Source organism: Nitrosococcus halophilus Nc 4 (genome assembly GCF_000024725.1).
Taxonomy (GTDB): Bacteria; Pseudomonadota; Gammaproteobacteria; order Nitrosococcales; family Nitrosococcaceae; genus Nitrosococcus; species Nitrosococcus halophilus.
In genome coordinates this window covers 2,190,152-2,209,900 of the sequence record NC_013960.1, presented here as the reverse complement: position 1 = coordinate 2,209,900, position 19,749 = coordinate 2,190,152, and the positions used below count along the sequence as shown (strand labels likewise).

The 19,749-nt window shown below is 52.0% G+C and carries 13 protein-coding genes; 9 read left to right on the top strand and 4 right to left on the bottom strand.

What is annotated here, in order from left to right:
* From nuoL to NHAL_RS10365, 3 genes are read left to right on the top strand one after another with little or no spacing between them, the layout of a single operon-like run.
* A complete protein-coding gene (gene nuoL / locus NHAL_RS10375; protein WP_013033095.1) occupies positions 1-1,974 on the top strand; it encodes an NADH-quinone oxidoreductase subunit L in 1,974 nt (657 codons plus the stop codon).
* Positions 1,971-3,467 carry an NADH-quinone oxidoreductase subunit M gene (gene nuoM, locus NHAL_RS10370; RefSeq protein ID WP_013033094.1) on the top strand — a complete coding sequence of 499 codons (1,497 nt, stop codon included), beginning with the start codon at positions 1,971-1,973 and terminating at the stop codon, positions 3,465-3,467. The genes nuoL and nuoM overlap by 4 nt, the downstream gene beginning before the upstream one ends.
* 3 nt (positions 3,468-3,470) lie before the next feature.
* Positions 3,471-4,907, top strand: a complete 1,437-nt coding sequence (locus tag NHAL_RS10365) for an NADH-quinone oxidoreductase subunit N (RefSeq protein WP_013033093.1) — start codon at positions 3,471-3,473, stop codon at positions 4,905-4,907.
* Positions 4,908-4,983: 76 nt separating this feature from the next.
* Here the strand turns inward: NHAL_RS10365 and NHAL_RS10360 are convergent, their stop codons facing one another.
* From NHAL_RS10360 to NHAL_RS10350, 3 genes are all read right to left on the bottom strand, one after another.
* Positions 4,984-7,521 (bottom strand): putative bifunctional diguanylate cyclase/phosphodiesterase, encoded by a 2,538-nt coding sequence (locus tag NHAL_RS10360; RefSeq protein WP_013033092.1) that lies wholly within the window; start codon positions 7,519-7,521, stop codon positions 4,984-4,986.
* Positions 7,522-7,784: 263 nt separating this feature from the next.
* Complete coding sequence (locus NHAL_RS10355; RefSeq protein ID WP_013033091.1) at positions 7,785-9,047, bottom strand: ATP-grasp domain-containing protein; 1,263 nt, start codon at positions 9,045-9,047, stop codon at positions 7,785-7,787.
* Between the two features lie 8 nt (positions 9,048-9,055).
* The gene (locus NHAL_RS10350) at positions 9,056-11,518 is read right to left on the bottom strand and encodes a glycoside hydrolase family 31 protein (RefSeq protein WP_013033090.1); all 2,463 of its coding nucleotides are present in this window, start codon (positions 11,516-11,518) and stop codon (positions 9,056-9,058) included.
* Positions 11,519-11,613: 95 nt separating this feature from the next.
* On the opposite strand from NHAL_RS10350, the gene NHAL_RS10345 reads away from it, so the two are divergent.
* Together NHAL_RS10345 and NHAL_RS10340 are read left to right on the top strand one after the other, a co-directional pair.
* The gene (locus tag NHAL_RS10345; RefSeq protein WP_013033089.1) at positions 11,614-13,752 is read left to right on the top strand and encodes a hypothetical protein; all 2,139 of its coding nucleotides are present in this window, start codon (positions 11,614-11,616) and stop codon (positions 13,750-13,752) included.
* A gap of 58 nt (positions 13,753-13,810) precedes the next feature.
* Complete coding sequence (locus tag NHAL_RS10340) at positions 13,811-14,575, top strand: TIGR04283 family arsenosugar biosynthesis glycosyltransferase (RefSeq protein WP_157862545.1); 765 nt, start codon at positions 13,811-13,813, stop codon at positions 14,573-14,575.
* Between the two features lie 18 nt (positions 14,576-14,593).
* On the opposite strand, the gene NHAL_RS10335 is transcribed toward NHAL_RS10340, so the two are convergent.
* The gene (locus NHAL_RS10335) at positions 14,594-14,791 is read right to left on the bottom strand and encodes a DUF3565 domain-containing protein (RefSeq protein ID WP_013033087.1); all 198 of its coding nucleotides are present in this window, start codon (positions 14,789-14,791) and stop codon (positions 14,594-14,596) included.
* Positions 14,792-14,841: 50 nt separating this feature from the next.
* Here NHAL_RS10335 and NHAL_RS10330 point away from each other — a divergent pair, with 50 nt between their 5' ends.
* The 4 genes from NHAL_RS10330 (at position 14,842) to glpK (ending at position 19,746) form a co-directional block, all read left to right on the top strand.
* Positions 14,842-15,408 carry a CIA30 family protein gene (locus tag NHAL_RS10330; protein ID WP_013033086.1) on the top strand — a complete coding sequence of 189 codons (567 nt, stop codon included), beginning with the start codon at positions 14,842-14,844 and terminating at the stop codon, positions 15,406-15,408.
* Positions 15,409-15,714: 306 nt separating this feature from the next.
* Complete coding sequence (locus NHAL_RS10325) at positions 15,715-16,239, top strand: cytochrome P460 family protein (protein WP_013033085.1); 525 nt, start codon at positions 15,715-15,717, stop codon at positions 16,237-16,239.
* A gap of 903 nt (positions 16,240-17,142) precedes the next feature.
* Complete coding sequence (asd, locus tag NHAL_RS10320; RefSeq protein WP_203434313.1) at positions 17,143-17,892, top strand: archaetidylserine decarboxylase; 750 nt, start codon at positions 17,143-17,145, stop codon at positions 17,890-17,892.
* 342 nt (positions 17,893-18,234) lie between these two features.
* Positions 18,235-19,746 carry a glycerol kinase GlpK gene (glpK, locus tag NHAL_RS10315; protein WP_013033083.1) on the top strand — a complete coding sequence of 504 codons (1,512 nt, stop codon included), beginning with the start codon at positions 18,235-18,237 and terminating at the stop codon, positions 19,744-19,746.
* Positions 19,747-19,749 lie beyond the last annotated feature (3 nt).

The following is a 19,749-nucleotide window of genomic DNA, read 5'->3' as shown; positions in this document are numbered from 1 at the left end:
ATGCTAAAACTCCTATGGCTCATCCCCACCCTGCCCTTGGCCGGTTTTGTCCTGTTAATACTGGCCCCTGGCCAACTGTCCAAAAAACTTAGCGCCTTCATTGGCGTGGGCTCGGTGGCGTTATCCGCCCTCTTAGCCTTAGGCCTTGGCATGGAGTTTCTACAATCCCCGCCTTCGGGAAATGCCTATAGGCAAATTTTATGGACCTGGATGACTATTGCTGATTTTACTCCCCACATTGGTCTCTATTTAGATTCCCTCTCCCTGGTCATGATCCTGGTCATCACCTGGGTAAGCTTTCTGATCCATCTTTATTCCACCGAATTTATGCTTGATGAAGCCGGTTACCAGCGCTTCTTTGCCTATATGAACCTGTTTGTTGCCTCCATGCTGCTGCTGGTATTGGCCGATGATTTGTTATTCCTTTATCTGGGCTGGGAGGGGGTGGGACTGTGCAGTTACTTGCTGATTGGCTTTTGGTACCAGGACCCTGCCAATGGTTATGCGGCCCGCAAGGCTTTTCTGGTCACTCGAGTCGGGGATACCGCCATGGCCCTAGGGCTGCTGTTGTTGGTCACTCACCTGGGGACACTCAATATTCAATTGCTCATGGAACGGGCCTCGCAAGCGTGGCCTGTGGGCTCCGTGCTAGCCCTAGCGGCGGCCGCCCTGCTGCTCGGGGGCGCGGTCGGCAAATCAGCCCAACTGCCCCTGCAAACCTGGCTGCCCAATGCCATGGCCGGTCCTACCCCGGTCAGTGCCCTTATCCATGCCGCCACCATGGTTACTGCCGGAGTTTACTTGATCGCCCGCACTCATGTGCTGTTTGAACTGGCTCCCCCCGTCCATACGGCGGTGGCGGTGATCGGAGCGTTCACTTTACTGCTGGCAGCCTGTAGCGCCTTGGTCCAAACCGATATCAAACGGATTCTGGCCTACTCCACCATGAGCCAAATTGGCTATATGTTTTTGGCCTTAGGGGTCGGCGCTTGGTCGGCGGCTATTTTTCATTTCATGACTCACGCCTTTTTTAAGGCCCTGCTGTTCCTGAGCGCTGGGGTGGTCATTACCAGCCTGCAGCACGAGCATAACATTTTCAAAATGGGCGGCTTACGAAGGCAGCTTCCCCTTGCCTTCTGGGGGTTTCTCATCGGTGCCGCCTCCCTGGCCTCTTTACCCCTGATTACTGCCGGTTTCTATAGTAAGGATTTGATTCTATGGCAGGTTTGGTCGTCCCCCTTAGGGGGAGGCTGGCTCTGGGCAGCAGGCCTCATAGGGGCTCTATTAACGGCGGTATACATTTTTCGGGGCTGGTTTATCGCCTTTTTTGGCCCGGTAAAAACGACCGTGGGCAAAAAACCGGGCATGCTTATGGGTATTCCCTTACTGGTGCTCTCCTTGCTCTCCATCGTTGGGGGCTGGGTGGAATGGTTGCCAATGGGCGGGGATCAACCCTTTTTCTCTAGCCTATTGCACTTAACCCTTCCTGAGCTGGAAGCAGGGCATGGAAGCCCATGGGTGGAGCTTAGTTTGCAAATTACAGCCTCGACGGCCTCCTTGCTAGGTGTTGTGCTGGCTTATTTATTTTTCTTGAGTAAGCCCCAATGGCGCCAGGCCCTGCTAGAAAAAAGGCCGGTTTCGGCATTAAGGCGTTTCTGGTACGCCGGCTGGGGCTTTGATGGGGTATACCAGCTGTTCCTAGTACGCCCTTTGCAGTGGTTTGCCCACCTGAATAGAAATGACTTTATCGATGCCTTTTCTCGGGGAATGGGCTGGCTATTGGTATGGCCTTTCCTGTGGCTCGCCCGAGTTAATAAAAATGACTTCATTGATGCCTTTTATCGGGGAATGGCCTGGCTAGCGCAAGTGGGCCACCAGGGGCTCAGCCGGACCCAAACCGGACTGGTACGCTGGTATACCGGAGGCATTGCCGCTGGGGCTGCCCTACTTATCGCCATGGTGGTGTTCCTATGATACTCATCTGGTTACTTGTAATCTTAATCGTAGGGGGAGTTGGGGCCTGGGTTGCCGAACGCCAGCATCCCCTCTGGTCTCGGATCATTGCCTTGCTTGCCCTAGGAATCAATTTCCTCTTGGTGGCGGCATTATGGCTATCGCAAGCGAATCCCTTTGCCATTGCCGGGCAAGGGGCTTGGTTGGTGGAATTGGACTGGCCCTGGATCGCCCATTTTGGGATCCGCTTTCATCTGGCCTTGGATGGACTGAGCCTCCTCTTGGTGCTCCTGGCCTGTTTCCTGGGGCTCATGGCAGTAGTGGCTTCCTGGACTGAGATCCAATACCGGGTTGGCTTTTTTCATTTCAACTTGTTATGGGTCCTCACGGGAGTCATTGGGGTCTTTATGGCCCTGGATTTGTTTCTGTTCTTTTTCTTCTGGGAAGTGATGCTGGTCCCCATGTATTTTCTCATCGCCATTTGGGGCCACGAGCGTCGCCTCCCGGCGGCCTTCAAGTTTTTTATCTTTACCCATAGCAGTGGCCTGATGCTGCTGGTGGCGATCCTGGTGCTGGTCTGGACTCATTATCAGCATACGGGTGTGTTGACCTTTGATTATTTTGACCTGCTGGGCGCCTCCCTCGATCCCAATACCGCCTTTTGGATAGCGCTCGGATTTTTTATTGCCTTTACCGTCAAGCTGCCCGCAGTGCCCTTGCACTCTTGGCTGCCGGATGCCCATACTCAGGCCTCCACCGGCGGCAGCGTGATTCTAGCGGGAGTACTCTTAAAGACGGGGGCTTATGGATTGCTCCGTTTCGTGGTTCCCCTGTTCCCTGCCACTGCGTTTGATTATAGCCCGGTGATCATGCTGCTAGGGGTAATCGGGATCCTCTATGGAGCGGTACTGGCCTTCGCCCAACAAGATGTCAAGCGCTTAATCGCCTACAGCAGTATCAGCCATATGGGTTTTGTCCTCCTAGGCGTGTTTGCCTGGAATCCGGTGGCCCTCCAAGGCGCGGTCATGCAAATGCTGGCCCACGGCATCTCCGTCGCGGCCCTGTTTATGGTCGCCGGCGCCCTGCAAGAACGCCTTCACACCCGGGACATGGGCCGCATGGGAGGGCTGTGGAGCAAAGCTCCCCGGCTGGCGGCCATCAGCTTATTTTTTGCCGTAGCGGCCCTGGGTCTCCCTGGGCTCGCCAATTTTATGGGAGAGTTCTTGGTATTGCTGGGAACTTATCAGGTCAGTATTGCTTTCACCGCCGCCGCCGCCCTGGGGCTTATTCTCTCCGTGGTCTATGCCTTGATCATGGTGCAGAAAACCCTCCACGGTGAGGCGGAAGAACAACGGCGCTTCGCGGATTTTTCTACCGGGGATATGGCCGCCATGGGCGCCATGATTTTCATCCTCTTTTGGCTGGGACTATATCCCCAACCGGTATTCGATATGGCCCATCCTGCCCTGGAGGGGTTACAGCAATGGGTCATGGAACCGCCAAGACAAAACTGACCCATGTCTGATTTTATTGCCTTGCTGCCTTTGCTGCTCCTAACCCTCGGGTCCCTAGCCCTCACCTTGGTGGTGGCCTTTTATCGCCAGCATCGGTTGACCTTGCTGGCGACGGTGTTCCCATTGCTGCTCTGCCTAGAGATGATACCCATCGCCGCTACGGTGACCCCCCATCAGGTATCGCCCTTGTTGATCATCGATCAATATGCCCTGTTTTACACCGGGCTCATCTTGGCCGCAGCCTTGGCCGTGGCCCTCCTGGGCTATGGTTATCTGCAAGGGCTTGGAGATCAGCCAGAAGAGTTCTATATGCTCTTGCTCTTAGCCACCCTAGGGGCAACCGTCCTGGCTGCCAGCAATCATTTTATCTCCCTCTTCCTGGGCCTTGAAATCTTAAGCGTCTCCCTGTTTGCTTTGCTGGCCTACCCGCGCCACTTCCGACCCTCCCTTGAGGCGGGGGTGAAATATTTGATTCTCTCCGGCGCTTCTTCGGCGATGTTACTGTTTGGTATCGCCCTTATCTATGCCGAAATGGGGACCCTAGAATTTGGGCATCTCAGTACCCTTCTGAACCGCGGCGAAATTTCTTCTAATGTCTTTTTTCTGGCGGGCCTCGTTTTCATCATTAGCGGTTTGAGCTTTAAACTTTCATGGGTGCCTTTTCACCTCTGGACTCCCGATGTTTATCAAGGGGCACCGGCCCCGGTGACTGCTTTTCTCACCACCGTATCCAAAGGGGCGGTATTTGCCCTGTTATTGCGTTTTTTTATTCAAGTGGAAGGTGACAACCATCACCTCCTCACCGTGATACTCAGCCTGATCGCCTGGCTCTCCATTTTGGTCGGTAATTTACTTGCGCTGCTGCAAAATAATATCAAGCGGATTCTGGCCTATTCTTCCATCGCTCACCTGGGCTACTTATTAGTAGCCCTTCTAGCCAGCGGAAGCCTGGGCATGGAAGCAGTCATGTTCTATTGGGTAGTCTATTTCATAATGAATTTAGGGGCCTTTGGGGTAGTAACCGTGCTCTCCTCACCGGCCCAGGAAAAGCAAAACCTAGAGGACTATCAGGGGTTATTCTGGCACCGGCCGGCGCTGGCTGGCATGTTTACTTTCACCCTGCTCTCCCTAGCGGGTATCCCCCTGACGGCAGGGTTTATCGGCAAGTTCTATATCTTCACCGCCAGTGTTGAGGCCGCCCTATGGCCACTCCTGTTTACACTCATCATTGGCAGCACCCTGGGCCTATTTTATTACCTGCGAATCATCATTGCCCTGTACCGCTTGCCTACCGCAGAAATAGAACGGGTTTATCCTTCTACCCTACCGCTGACCAGCAGTTTAATGCTCGCTTTACTTGCCTTGTTGCTAGTGTGGTGGGGGGTCTACCCTGAACCATTAATGCAGTTCATTCAAACTGTAGCCATGACGCTGCTTTAGCCCCTTAAAGTTTAATCCTAGACTAGCTTGCTCCAGACTGCCGAAAACGTGGAGAAATTTAAAAGCCCGAAGGCTTTTAATGGTATGACTGGTAGGCTGAACGCAAGGGCAATTGACGATTTTCTTGCAACAGGACTTCCATCTCCGAGGCAGGTAAAGGACGGCTGAAATAATGGCCTTGCATTTCCTCGCAACCATTTTCCCATAAAAAGCGAAGCTGTTCTTCCGTCTCCACACCTTCAGCAACCACCTTAAGGCCTAAGCTATGGGCTAAAGAAATCACCGCCAGTACAATAGTCTCATCCTCTGGAGTCTTGGTGAAGTCATGGATGAAATCCTTACCGATCTTCAACCGGTTCAAGGGAAAACGCTTGAGGTGGATCAGCGAAGAATAACCCGTGCCGAAATCATCAATGGATAAATGCACCTTCATTTCCTTGAAAGCCCTCAAGGAAGCGATCGCACTCTCCACATCCTGCATAATCTGGCTCTCGGTAATTTCTATGGCAAGGCAAGAAGGCGGTAAACCGGTTTCATCTAGGATGTGGGCGACCCGATCGGTAAGATCGACCTGGATAAACTGTTGCGTCGAGAGGTTCACCGACATGGTCAGCATAGGCAACCCAGCATCCTGCCAACGGCGGGCTTGAAGGCAAGCGGTCCTCAGCACCCACTCCCCAACCGTGGGCATTATTCCCAACTCTTCGGCCAAAGGAATAAACTTGGCAGGGGGAACAACCCCCAACTGGGGGTGTTGCCAACGCAACAGTGCCTCCACCGCCACCATACTGCCGGTCTGCAAATCCATTATCGGCTGATATTGGAGTACGAACTCCTCTCGCTCCAAGGCCTGGCGCAGTGACTGCTCCATGGTCAGGCGCTCCACCACCTGGGCATTCATCTCCGAGGTATAGCTGCGAATGCATCCCCGTCCCTGGGCTTTTGCCCAATGAAGCGCGGTATCAGCGCTTTTGAGCAGTGTCAAGGCATCCTTCCCATCCCTGGAAAAGAGGCTAATACCCACACTGGCGTTGATACGGAAAGTCTGTCCCTCAAGGGCAAAAGGGGCTTGCAGGGCCGCTAGGATTTTGTTGGCGATGAGGCGTGACATCTCGCCCCCACGCAATTCTTCCAACACCAAAACGAATTCATCACCGCCCAGGCGGGAAACCGTGTCCTCGTCACGAACACAGCCCCTTAACCGCTCGGCCACGGCCTTTAACAGTGCATCACCAACATCATGGCCCAGGCTATCATTGACCATTTTAAATCTGTCCAAATCCAAAAAAAGCACGGCGACCCCCTGCCTGATGCGCCGGGCATGGGCAATGGCGTGCTCGAGTCGGTCCTGCAGCAGATTCCGGTTAGGTAAGCCTGTGAGACTATCATAATTGGCCTGGTACTCTAGTTGGGATTCGTAGGCCTTGTGTTCACTGATATCCCGGGCTACGGTGGAAAAAAACTCAACCTCCCCCTCAGAAGTGCGATGGGCTAGGATAAGCTGAGATACGGGAATTTCGCGGCCCTCCCGGTGCAGCAAAGCCGTCTCCCCCCGCCACCAACCCTGGCGCTTCGCCGCTGGTAAACCTTCATTTTGGATGATAATGTTGGCCCAGTCCGGGGTAAATACGGTGATCGGCTGGCCCACCGCTTCCTCAGCGGTCATCCCCGCCAGGCGGCAGCCGGCCTGATTGACATATTGGGCAATCCCCTCATTATCCGAAAAGCCGACAAAATCGGTAGAAGCTTCCAAAATAACACTTAACCGTTGCTGCCTCTGCTCTACCCGCTTGCGATCAGTAATATCAACCCAATAGCCAACGATCTCCAAGGGCTGTCCATCTGCATCCCTCACCAATTGCAACTCATCATGTATCCAGAGGTAGCTTCCATCTTGATGCCGGAAACGATATTCATAACAAGCCTTACCGCGCTGAAGTAATGCCCCCAGATCCGCCGCCACTCGCTCCTGGTCCCTTGGATGCACATGATTAATCCAGAAACAAGAATCCTCAATAAAATCCTTGGGCTTATAGCCTACTAAGGCCTGGACATTTTCACTGACAAAGGTATTGACATAGTTGCCGCCGACTTTGCAACAGTAGATAACGGCGGGGCTGGCAGTGAGTAGGTGCTCAAGCCTTGCCCGCGTTATTTCCAAAAACTCCTGCGCTTGCCTGCGCACAGCGACTTCTTCCGCCAGGGCCAAATTGGCGGCTTTTAATTCACCCGTGCGGGTTTCCACTGTCGCTTCTAGGGCTCTTTCCACCTGCTTGCGACTCTCCACTTCCCGGGATAATCCATGGACAGCCGGCATCCACCGCATCAATCCCAGCAACAGCAAGAGATAGCCCAGGGGAAAAATTACGACCTTTTCCAATAGCGCCTGGATATGAGTGTTGCCGACAATAAAAAAAGGGTTTAACGCCTCGAATTCATCGGTAATATCAAGGAGACTTCCAAATACCAGCAGGCCAAAGCCGCTGAGGAGGGTATTCCAACCCCTTGGAGGCAAACTACGTCGTGTCCTACCCACCCACAGCAGATACCCAAAAATGGCCAGTAAAAAACCAGTACGGAAGATTTCAGAGCCGAGATCGATAAAATTAATCACTACGCACCATGACTATCTTTATCGTACCCAACCAAGCACCTGAAAAAAACACAATGGCGGGATACCATAGGCAGTGACATGGCACCATAGGACTACTTAGCCTAGGTCGACGCCCCCTCCTATATTTATGTTTTTAGAACGGCCTAGCAGGGTAGAACTAGGGTACAGGGGAATAGATCCCCAAAACTTTTGTCGAGGTATTGGGTAATATCGGCCGGAAAACTGAGATTATAAATAAAATCACATTTCCGGGGCCGGCACTTCTAAGCTCCTGGTTTTATTCCACTCCATCTAAGCGATAATGGTATTTTGCTGCAACGAACATAAGTGGGAATCCACCCCCCTGGCGGGGATAAATCGAGGCTATCGGGGCGGCTGGAAGCCCGGCCCGACAAGAGGAGAATTTGCCCTCGATAGGCCCAAACCCGCAGATCCGTCCAAAGCCGAGTATTTTTGGGTTCCTTCCCCCTCAAAAGGCTTTTGGGGATTTTTTTCTGGGCCACATAGCCGACCCCTTCCTTGAGCAGGCGGCGCAGGCGGGAGCGTCCCACCTGGGTACTGGCCAGCACACCCCTGGCGGCAAATCCTTGGGCAGGCTTAAAGATAAATTCTTCTTTCCTGCGGGCAAGTTCTTCCACATTCTCTGGACGCAGCCAGTGGGTTTCCGGAATATGGGCACTCAGAATAGCCCGTTCTTGAGGTTGAATCCCCAATGCCTGATCCCAGTCAGATAAGGACAGCCGTTCCATGAGGCGCTTATCGCTGCGGGTTGCATAGGTAAAAGGATTGGGCGCCACATAGACTTGGCCTGCTTCATAGGCAGCGCGCAGCGGAGAAAAAACCTCCGCCTGCCAGAGAAAATCCGTGGATCGATTCACAATAAAAGAAACCTTCTGCCCCTTCCAGCATAGCTGCTGCCCATCCCAGTCCATATATCCAGGGGCGGCCATTTCCGCTCGCCAACCCTGTTGCCGAAAAAGATCCCGCAGGAGCATCAATTCGTGACGAAATTTTCCCCTTTGCAACGCTTCCCTATCCTCTAAAATCAAGAACAATCCCTGGGGCCAGCGGGGAAAAAATGCCATGACTTCCTGCTTCACAGAGGCAATGATCCGTTCGGTCAATTCAGTATAAACAGGCGGGGGCTGGAGGGCAGCCTGTTGGGATAAGTCAAAGATTTGATAGTAGCGATCATTGATCAGCCCCGCAAAGAGAAGACCGGAACCATTATCATTGAATTCAATCATTTGCCAGTTCTGATCCGGTGGCAAATGAAAATCCCAAGCGCTGAAAAAACAAACCTCGGGGCGTGGGTGCCGGGCAATCTCTGGAGCGGCGGCAGTCACGGTTTCCTGCCAACTCGGCCGCCTAGTGACATCTTCAAAAGTGCGAATAAAGACCTGGATTTCCTCTAGGATCCCAGGAGAAATGGCTTGATACCATGGCACCACCGAAAATTCATCGGGGACGGGGGGCATTCCCGCCTCTTCAAGGACCGCAAACAATTGCTCTTTTTGGGTCTGCATGGGTATGCTCATGATAAGTGGGAAATCACTAGCCTATGGGCCTGACCATCGTCGGTATAGGAAAACAGGAGGGCCTGGGAAGTCGATTCCCATTGCCCGTCATTTATCACAAGGTCATCAAAGAGAACCTGTTTCGGTGGCTGGGGCAAGTATACTTTTAAAGTAAACATTCTTGGTGAGGGCTGATAGGGGCCTTGACGGCGATCAACATGGACAATGACCGCAGCCCCATCGGACTCAAGGGCAAAACGGGTTTCGGCTATCCCCCCTTGCTGATAATCATTGGAATCCCCATCATCTTCAATCAAAGTCCAATGGCCGGATACGCCGGGATAGACGGCCAGGGTAAGTTCGGCGAGCGGCTCATTCGTCGATTGCCGGGGGTTGCCCAGGGTCAGCAGAGCCCCTGCGGGAACAAAAACACCGGGTTTTCCTAAAGGAGCCTCCCAAACCCTGGGTTTTCCCCCCGAAAGGGGCTCGCCCGTCCAAAAATCATACCAGAGCCCCTGGGGAAGGTGGACCAAACGCTGTCTTGCTCCCGGTTGATAAATCGGGGCCACCATGAGGTGGGGACCCACCATCCACTGGTCTTCCACCGGGTAAAGTTCCGGTTGCTCGGGGAATTGGTAAAGCAATGGGCGCACCAGAGGCGCACCGGTGCGGTGAGCTAGATGGGCCAGGGTATAAAAATAGGGCAAGAGGCGATAGCGCAACAGAATCGCCCGTCGGCTGAGTGCTTCCACCTCCGGCCCAAAGCACCAGGGCTCTTGTAATCGGGTACCCAGTGCCGTATGGCAGCGCATAAAGGGATAAAAGGTCCCCAGCTCCATCCAGCGAGCATAAAGTTCCGAATGAGCATTTTCATAAAAGCCCCCAATATCCACCCCCACGTGGGGCATGCCACACAACCCCATGCTAGCAAGTTGAGGCAAACTCAACTCCAAGTGCTCCCACCAGGAACTATTATCCCCCATCCAACTCACGGCATACCGCTGGGTTCCTAAAAAGGCGCTTCGGGTCAGTACCCAGGGTCGCTTATGGGGGCGTAAACGCCGCAAACCCTCGTAGCTCGCCTGAGCCATGAGGGCACCATAGAGGTTGTGCACCTCGGCATGGCAAGTACGCTCTCCCGCTTCCCCCTGGGGCGCGGCCAGCGGCATAGGCTGCTGTTGGAGATTAGGTTCCCCAAAGGGGCGGTCAAAAATGGAAGGTTCGTTCATATCATTCCAGAGGCCATCTACCCCTGCCTCCAGTAAGACCCGCTGTTGTTCGCCCCACCATTCACGGACCAAGGAGCGGCTGAAATCGGGAAAAAGGGCTTCACCGGGCCAACAATAGCCCCTAAAGAGGCTGCCATCAGGATTAGTGATAAATACCTCCTTAGCAACTCCCTCATCGGCGACCCCATAGCCTTTTTGTAGTTCCCCCTTAACCCCCGGGTCAAGGATAGCCACCACCCGAATCCCCTGGGCATGGAGACGGTTTATGGTTTCCTGGGGGTCGGCAAACCGTTCTGTATCCCAAGTAAAGACCCGAAATCCCTCCATGTAATCGATATCCAAGTGCACCACATCCAAGGGAATATTGCGGGCGCGAAAATCTTGAGCAATCCCTTCTACTTCTTGATCGTTTGAATAGCTCCAGCGAGATTGGTGAAAGCCCAAGGCCCAAAGGGGCGGCAGCAAGGGCCGGCCAGTTAAACGGGTGAGTTGTTCAACCACGGCTGCGGGAGTAGGGCCGGTCAATAGGTAATAATCCAGCTCCCCGCCCAGGGTAAAAATCCGCAACCGGTCCTCTTGGCTAGCCCCCACATCGAATTGGTTGTACCAAGTGGAGTGGAGAAAAAGGCCCCAGGCAAAACCCGGGCGTGCGGCTAGAAAAAACGGGCAAGCTTGGTAAAGATTGTCATCTCCCCGGGAATGACTTGCCCCCGCCAAATCCACATTCCAATTGGTAAGGCGGCGGTAGCGGCGATTGAGCTTGCCAGTCCGCTGGCCAAAACCATAGTACCCTTCATTAGCCGCCATCCCTTTTTCCACGGCAATCCCCATCTGGGCCTTCCCTGCTGGAAGCCTGTCGCCTGCTCTAGCGACGATTTGAGTCTCCTCTAGGGAAACGGTTCGCCAATAGGGTCCACTGAGATCTTCTGCAAAAGAATGCCCAGAAATATGACGAAAACGCAACTGCCCTGTCCCCCGGTGGATTTCGATCTCACAGCTAGGCGCTTGAACAATCAGTTTTTCGGGGACTTCCCGGCATTGTAAGGGCGCACTTGGCTGCAAGCCCTCTTCCTTGACCACATCCCAGGAACGGCGCGGCGTAAAAATGCCTTGAGGATTAAACCGCACCCGCAAAATCTCATCCGCGATTAATTCAATCTCCAGGATCCCCCGTTCATGGTGGGCCATCAGCACCCTGTCAGATAATGCCCATTTTATGAGGGAGCCGCAGCTCACCGCACTCTCAGTCATGGGGGGAATTCCTTTTTTAGTTGTTTTAATGGATAGTTCAAATATAGCGACTATAAGAGAGTCGTGTAAAAGTCTAAATAAAAGGGTTATTTAAAATGCTAGTGAGACTCTGGAACAAATTTCACGATGCTCTACTTGTGCTTTACTACTGTCGCTTCAGCGTTTTGGTGGTAGCACTAGGAGGCGGAGGGTTGCTTTTCATTCAACAAGGGCAAGAATTGGCGCTACGGGTAGGGGATAGCGGCGTCCACGCTTTGTTTTTTTATCTGGGTATATTTTTCTGGGCACTGCATAGTTGGTTTGCTTGCCGGCGTCTGGTGGAGTTTCGCTTTGGGCGTCCCACTTGGGAAGAAAATCCCATTCTTTCTTGGAGTGTCAATCATATTCCCCGTATTATCGCCGTCATCGCTTATTTCTGCGCAACCCTTTCCTTGCTGTTTGCCTGGAAACAAAAAGGCTATTCCCTGATGACACTTCATGGGGCTTTATTGTTACTGACAGTGGCCACGGGAGTCATTTTTTATTTCTCCTTGGTAAAGCGCCGCCACTGGATGCAACATTTTAACCTGGATTCCTCATCCAAGGGCTCGAGCGCTGATTTAGATTTTATCCAGAAAATTCTGCTTCCTGTAACCGTGACCTACAGCCTCGTTTTCCTCCTAGGCGGCTTTGCAGCCCCCGCCTATTTCGGATTCTGGGTGGGCTCCCTGGGGATTTTATTTTTTGCCCTCAGTTCCATAGTTCCAGTGGGCAGTTGGCTGGTCTATAAAACCACCCGCTTCGACCTGGGTACCGAAACTAGAGCCCGGGATTTTCCAGTAATTTTGACGCTTTTTTTAGTGGCGGTGGGGTTCAGCTTTATCAATGATAACCACGATATCCGCACCCTGGAGTCGGTACCGACCCAGCAACCCCTGGAAAAGGCCTATAGGCAATGGTCCGAATCAGCCCCTTTGATCGAGGGGAATATTAAGCCGTTGATCATTGTAGCAACCACGGGAGGTGGTATCCGCGCTTCCCAATGGACGGCAACCGTGTTAGGAGGCCTGACTGACGCCGAACCGAAATTTCAGAATGCGCTCTTTGCTATCAGTTCGGTATCCGGGGGCAGCGTGGGCGCTGCCTTCTTTGAGGCCACGTTGCGGGAAAACAACACCCAATGCGAACAGGCCAAGGCACAAACCCACGATTGGAGCAAAACCTGTTACCAATGGCAAACACAACAGGCCTTATCCGCCGATTTCCTTGCTCCTAATTTTGCCAGCATGCTGTATCCGGATTTAATGCAGCGTTTTCTCCCCCTCGCAGTCATGCCGGATCGACAAAGAGCCATGGAACTGGGATGGGAAAAGGCCTGGCAAAATATTTTTGAGAATGCCTATAGCCGTGGTTTGGCGGACGGATTTACCAAATTTAGCCGCAATATGGAGGAAGCCCGGCTGCCCCTGTTGATGGTCAATAGCACCCATATGGAAACTGGCAAGCGCATTGTCACCACTACTCTCAAACTAGAACCGGAGCAGTTTACGGACACGGTAGATTTTTTCCAACTGACCGGAACGGATCTTCCCTTAAGCACCGTAGCAGGAAATAGCGCCCGCTTCCCCTATGTCAGCCCCCCAGGCACCCTCCCCTGTAGGCCGGATGAAGAAATGGGGTTCTGGCAGGGTTTACTGTGCCGCAATGGCCATATTTTAGACGGCGGTTATTTTGAGAATTTCGGCGCCATCACCGCAATGCAATTGATGCAAGCGGTCCTTGCCAAAAATCCTGGCGATAACTTAAAACCCATTTTTGTCCTCATCAGCAGCGATCCTGAATTAGCCCAAAATAATACCATTGAAAATGACAAACCCCTTACGCAACTTCCCACCAACCGAGGCGCCAATGAAGCCTTCGGGCCAGTACAGGGCCTTTTAAGCACCCGCGGAGGACGGGGAATCCTCGCTGCAAAGGAGTTGCGCGACTGGGTGAAACGCTGTCAAGCCCAACCCACCCCATGCAGGGCGACGGTGAAACCGGAATTCTTTCATTTCCGCATGGACGTGGCGGAGGGGGATCCCGAACCTGCCCTAGGCTGGCTCTTGTCAGAGGAGGCGGAACAGCAGATTTGGCGCATGCTGACCTGCAGCAGGTTTAACCTTACAGAATTCGAGCGGTTGCTACACCTTATGGGCACCCCCCCAGCACACATTGAGAAGGCAAGCCGATGTGATAATTTGAACTCAAGCTGAATCCATGAATGCTGTGGACTACACTAATCTATATACCAAGAGGCAAGGGAACTGCCCCTTGATTTTACGGCTCGCAAGGGCGGCCATAGGTTCGAAGTTCCACGCCACTCCTCCCAGGGGTATCAACCAAGCCATCCAAATCTCTATGATTTCCGTTATCATCCCTGCCTATAATGAGGAAAAGGCTCTTCCCGCCACCTTGGACTGCCTCTTCAACCAACCTGGTGTTTTTGAAGTTATCCTGGTTGACGGGGGCAGCGTTGATCGAACCCAAGAGATTGCAAAAGCCCATGATTCCATTCAACTTCTGAGTTCTCCCAAAGGCCGGGCCTCTCAAATGAACGCCGGTGCCGCTCGAGCCAGGGGGGATTGGTTACTCTTTCTTCATGCAGACACTCTGCTCCCTGAAGATGCCCTCATGACGATTGACGCCTTGGACGGCAATATAGCTGCAGGAGGATTTCGCCATCGCTTCTCTGGCCAGAATGGATCCTTGCGATTGATCTCCCTCATGGATAATTTCCGCTGCCGTTCAACTCGAATTATTTATGGGGATCAAGCCATGTTTGTTAGGCAGCGGCTGTTCCAAGAACTGGGTGGATTTCCAGACCAGCCCATCTTGGAAGACATTGCCTTTTGTCAGCAACTTATTCAGGTGACCCAGCCCATACTTATGGAAAGCACGGTCGTCACCGATTCCCGTAAATTCATCAAGAAGGGAATATGGCGTAGCACCGGACAGGTCGTCTTGATTCAGTTGTGCGTGACATTACGCTTGCCTATTCCAAGGACGGCTTTGACTTTCTTTCAGGATGTACGCTAAATCATTGAGAGGGTATCTTCAATTCCCATCCTTTGAATCGCATTGGATACAGTTGAGTACTCGCCCCAACCTGGACTTGCGCCCTTCCGCAGTCACGACCCAAGGTCGATTGATAAATGGGGGTTGGTGCCGAACATGTTGGCTATGACCACACTCCAGATCCGCCACCCAATCGCCCTCCTCATCTTGATGATAATCGACTATTTTGCGCTCCATAGGATCTCTATAATTCAATATTAAATAACCGCTGTAAAGAGATGCTGTGCATGATGAAAACACTAATCCGACTCATTGTTCTTATTGTTTTAATGCTATTACCATTAACTGGTTTTTTATTAGAAAATCAAATGATTATTGACTTTAGAAACCAAGAGCCTCGCTCCTGGCAAGTCATCAATGATGGGGTCATGGGCGGCCTTTCAAAAAGCAACTTCCGGACAACCTCATCGGGAACAGGTGTTTTTGAAGGGCAGGTGTCCTTAGCAAACAGAGGGGGCTTTGCCTCAGTACGTTGGCCGGTTAGAAAATTAGATCTGTCGTCTTTCACTGGTCTAGCAGTCCGTATTCGTGGCGATGGCCAGCTATATCGCCTTAGATTGCGTACCGATGCTCAATTCGATGGAATCGCCTATCAAACAAAATTTCAGACCTCTAATCAAGCTTGGGAAGTAGTGAAACTACCCTTTTCTGGGTTTGTGCCTACTTTCCGTGGCCGCATTTTGGAAGATGAAAAACCACTCGATTCTAGCGCAATTTTCCAGGTAGGCGTGATGATTGCCGACAAGCAGGCAGGCGATTTTCAGTTGGAGATTGAATGGATTAAGGCCTACTAATAGGGTCAATTCTCATTCACTGCTTTGTCCTTACTCTCCCTCGCTAGGAAATTAAGGCTCCTTATAAATCCCCTCCTGTCAATAGGGATTCGGGCTACCTGAGTAAGGAACCCGTTTTATATTATGGGTAACTGCGCTATATAATGCTTGAAGGGGCACAACCAGGATTCGCCCATCAGGGTAAAAGTAGCCGTTCGAAGGTCTATTAGGACAATTACCAGGCCTACTTAATGCCAATATCCTGACAAGCGATTTTCTGAAAAAACCCAATTGAGTGCAACACACAACGATAAAGGAGAATAATACATGAAAAACCCTTTGAAGTTAGTGGCTATAATCTGTGCTTTGTCTCCACTCTACGCCTATGGGGGCGGGGACCCTGAATTTGTGAAGTTTCCAGAAGGTTATGAGCAATCTTTTAGTCATTATGCCACAATCAACCGCGCCAACCAGAAACAGGTAGCCAAACTCTATGCTAATGAGACTGCCGTTTCCAGCCATAAGGAAGGTCAGACCGCGGATTCAGGATCGGCCATTGTCATGGAAGTCTATAAACCCAAGACAGATGCTGAAGGTAAACCCATTCCCGGCGATAACGGTATTTTCAAAATTGATGCACTCGCTGCCGTTGCCGTCATGGAAAAAAAGGACAATTGGGATGCGGCTTACCCCCAGGAGCATCGTGCAGGCAATTGGGGATTCGCCGTGTATAACCCTGACGGTACCCCCAAGAGCAATGATCTAGAGTGCGCCCAATGCCATACTCCTCTGGAAAGCCAGGACCACATGTTCACCCACCAGAAACTTATCGACTACGTAAAACATCATTAAAAGCAAAACCCTAAACCTAAGTCTAAGCCACGCGGCAATGGTATGCCGCGTGGCTTAGCAGCTAACCGCACTTCTCAAACGCGCCTCACCGAGTCTCAGCACAAACTTGCTATTTTTAAAACGGTTTCTCATCAGTTAACGCGTAAATCCTCACCCAATAGCAGTCTGTTTCGCATTGCCTTCCTTGCATTCAGTAACGCGTAGACAAGTGAACCGCTCCTACAAGCCGACAAAACACCTTTAACAATTCTTAATATTTTTTAATAAATCTTGTAATAATCCTTTTCTTCGATAATAGGATGGTAAAGTCCCAGCACCGGCCCTAATTTCCTGACCTTTTCAATCCCCCCGCCAATACAGTCTTTGTAAAAGTCATAACCCAGCAATCGGAAATAATAGGTGCAAGACGCTCTCCCATCCAGATTGCTGCTGGGTTGCGCTGCGCAAATATGGTACTTAGACGATCAAAGCCCGCCCTACGTTTCTGGGCGATGGCAGGAGGAACATCATCGGAGGAAAAAATTGTGTCTCGTCATAGTCATAATTTGGAATTATGCTGGCAATCAGCTTCGATATTTTGGCATGACCGGAGAGGGAGCCGTGTTTCGCCTGGGACAAAAGAAACCTTGATCGTAACTGGGGCAATAAAAAAACTAGCGCGCTTCCGCCAAGTAACATAATTGTAATAAAAATTGTAGTTTCTGAATTCATTGTCTTATTTACCGTGCAAGGACATCAATAATGAAAAAAAACTTTGTTGTTCAATTTTTTCAGCAAGAGAATATCAATTTCTGGCTGACTAATCGAATTCCCCGTCGACTCCTGACTTTGTTCATGGGTTGATTTAGTCGAATAGAAAATCCTCTAATTGCCAAAGTTTCAATTGCGATTTGGCAATTATTTGTGGACGATCTACGTTTGGAAGAAGCGCAAAACAAGTCCTTTCGAAGTCTACATGACTGTTTTACCCGCAAGCTTAAAGACGGTGCCCGAACGATTGATCCCGACCCAGCAATAGTGATCAGTCCCTGCGATGCTATCGTCAGCGAGATAGGGGCCATTCAAGGGACACAATTGATACAGGCGAAAGGATTCCCCTGTACTTTGGAAGACCTACTGGGCGACTCGGAACAAGTGGCCCGTTACCGGGATGGCTGGTATGTGACACTGCGGCTCAAATCCAGCATGTACCATCGCTTTCATGCCCCCTGCGATGGCCGAGTTCGAACGGTCAACTATATCTCCGGCGATGTCTGGAATGTCAACCCGATTGCCTTGCAACGCATTGAACGGCTCTATTGCAAAAATGAACGGGTGGTGATTCCCCTAGACACCGCCGCCTTTGGTCAGGCCATCACTTTGGTGCCCGTCGCCGCCATCTTGGTCGCTAGCATTCACCTGAATTTTCTGAACGTCCTGCTTAACCTCAAATACCGAGGACCGAATCACATCCCTTGTGAAGCTTCCTTTAAAAAAGGCGAGGAGATGGGCTATTTTCATCAGGGCTCCACCATTATTGTTTTTTCTACCCACCAATTGAAACCCTGTGCCTGGCTTCGGCCGCAAACCCAAGTACGAATGGGACAACCCCTACTGGACAGAAATTTAAAATCAAGCAAAATCAATAGGGAGCATTTATACTTAGGAATTTAAGGGACCAGGGAACGGCGTATCAAAGAAGAGGTGATTTCAAACCCATTAGGTTGGAGTTTCATCGTGACTGATTTCAATTTTGTCCATTCAAAATTTCATCAGTCCGACAAATTCGCGTTTCTCAGCAGTCCTCGGCAAAGGGTTTACCTTGACCTCGGGGTCTTTACCGCTCCACGCGCTTTGACTTCGGGTCCTCCCGACCCTAGGCCCCGTGAGCAAGAAAAGTGTAGTACGAATTTGACGCTGAAACAACATTTAACCGGCCCTCGCGTTCCGTGCGCCGCTGCGCTTTGCATCGTCACTAGGGGGTCGCCTAACATCCATGTGAGGCTTTAAAGCGAAATGGCAGCAAGTCATGTATTATCTATCGATGCGGGCACGACCGGCATCACCGTTTTGATTTTTGATCAGCAGGGGCGCATTCAAGGCCGAGCCTATTCAGAGTTTACCCAACATTATCCCCGGCCAGGATGGGTGGAGCATGATCCTAACGAGATTTGGTCAGTCACCCAAAAGGTAGTCGCCACCGCCTTGCACGAGGCCCATTTAGATCCCGCTAATCTGGCAGCAATCGGCATCACTAACCAGCGGGAAACAGTGGTGATGTGGGACCGGCGCACGGGAGAGCCCGTGGCAAAAGCGATTGTCTGGCAAGATAGGCGCACCACCCCCCTCTGTGAAGCACTCAAAGCCAGGGGTCTAGAGGAGACCTTCCGGCACCGAACCGGGCTGGTCATCGACCCCTATTTTTCAGGCACTAAGGTCAAATGGCTTCTCGACCATGTGGATGGCCTCAGACAACGGGCAGAAGCCAGTGAGATCGCTTTTGGAACCGTTGATTCCTGGCTCGTCTGGAAACTCACTGGCGGCAAGAATCATATTACCGATTACTCCAACGCCAGCCGGACCCTGCTTTACAACATCCACGACCTACAGTGGGATGAGGAAATCTTGCAAATGCTCCAGATTCCCCCTGCCCTGCTGCCCCAAGTCAAGCCCTCTTCTTATGTCTATGGGGAAACAGTCCCCCAAGCCCTTCCCGGAAGCGGCGGTATTCCTATTGCGGGAATTGCAGGGGATCAACAGGCCGCCCTCTTCGGCCAGGCCTGCTATGGGGAAGGATTGGCCAAGAACACGTACGGGACTGGCTCCTTTGTGCTGATGAATACCGGTAAAGAGGCTATTTTCAGCCAGGAAAAGCTGCTGACCACCATCGCCTGGGGGATTGGCGATGACCCCGTTGAATATGCCTTGGAAGGCGCCATCTTTATTACCGGGGCAGGAATTCAATGGTTGCGAGATGGCCTAGGAATCATCAGCCACGCCTCAGAAACCGAGGCCCTAGCCCGCTCGGTGGAAACCAACGAGGGGGTCTACTTTGTGCCGGCTCTCGTCGGCCTTGGCGCCCCCCACTGGGATCCCTACGCCCGCGGCACCTTGCTGGGAGTTACCCGCGGCACCACTAAAGCCCATCTGGCGCGGGCAGTGCTAGAAAGCATGGGCTACCAAACCCGAGATGTGGTAGAGGCTATGGAACGGGATTCGGGAATCCCGCTAAAAGTGCTACGCTGCGATGGGGGGGCTTCAGTCAATCGCTTTCTGATGCAATTCCAGGCAGATATCCTCGGCGTGGCGGTAGAAGTTCCTGAGATTACAGAAACCACCGCCTTGGGGGCGGCCTATTTGGCGGGACTTGCCACCGGATTCTGGCATAGCCGTGAGGAGCTGGATTCCCAGTGGCAACTTGCCCACCGCTATGAGCCCACTCTACCTGAATCGGAGCGCATGGGCCTTTACCATCAGTGGCAAAGGGCCGTAGAACGAGCCAAAGGTTGGGCCCAGGAAAAGGAGTAGCTT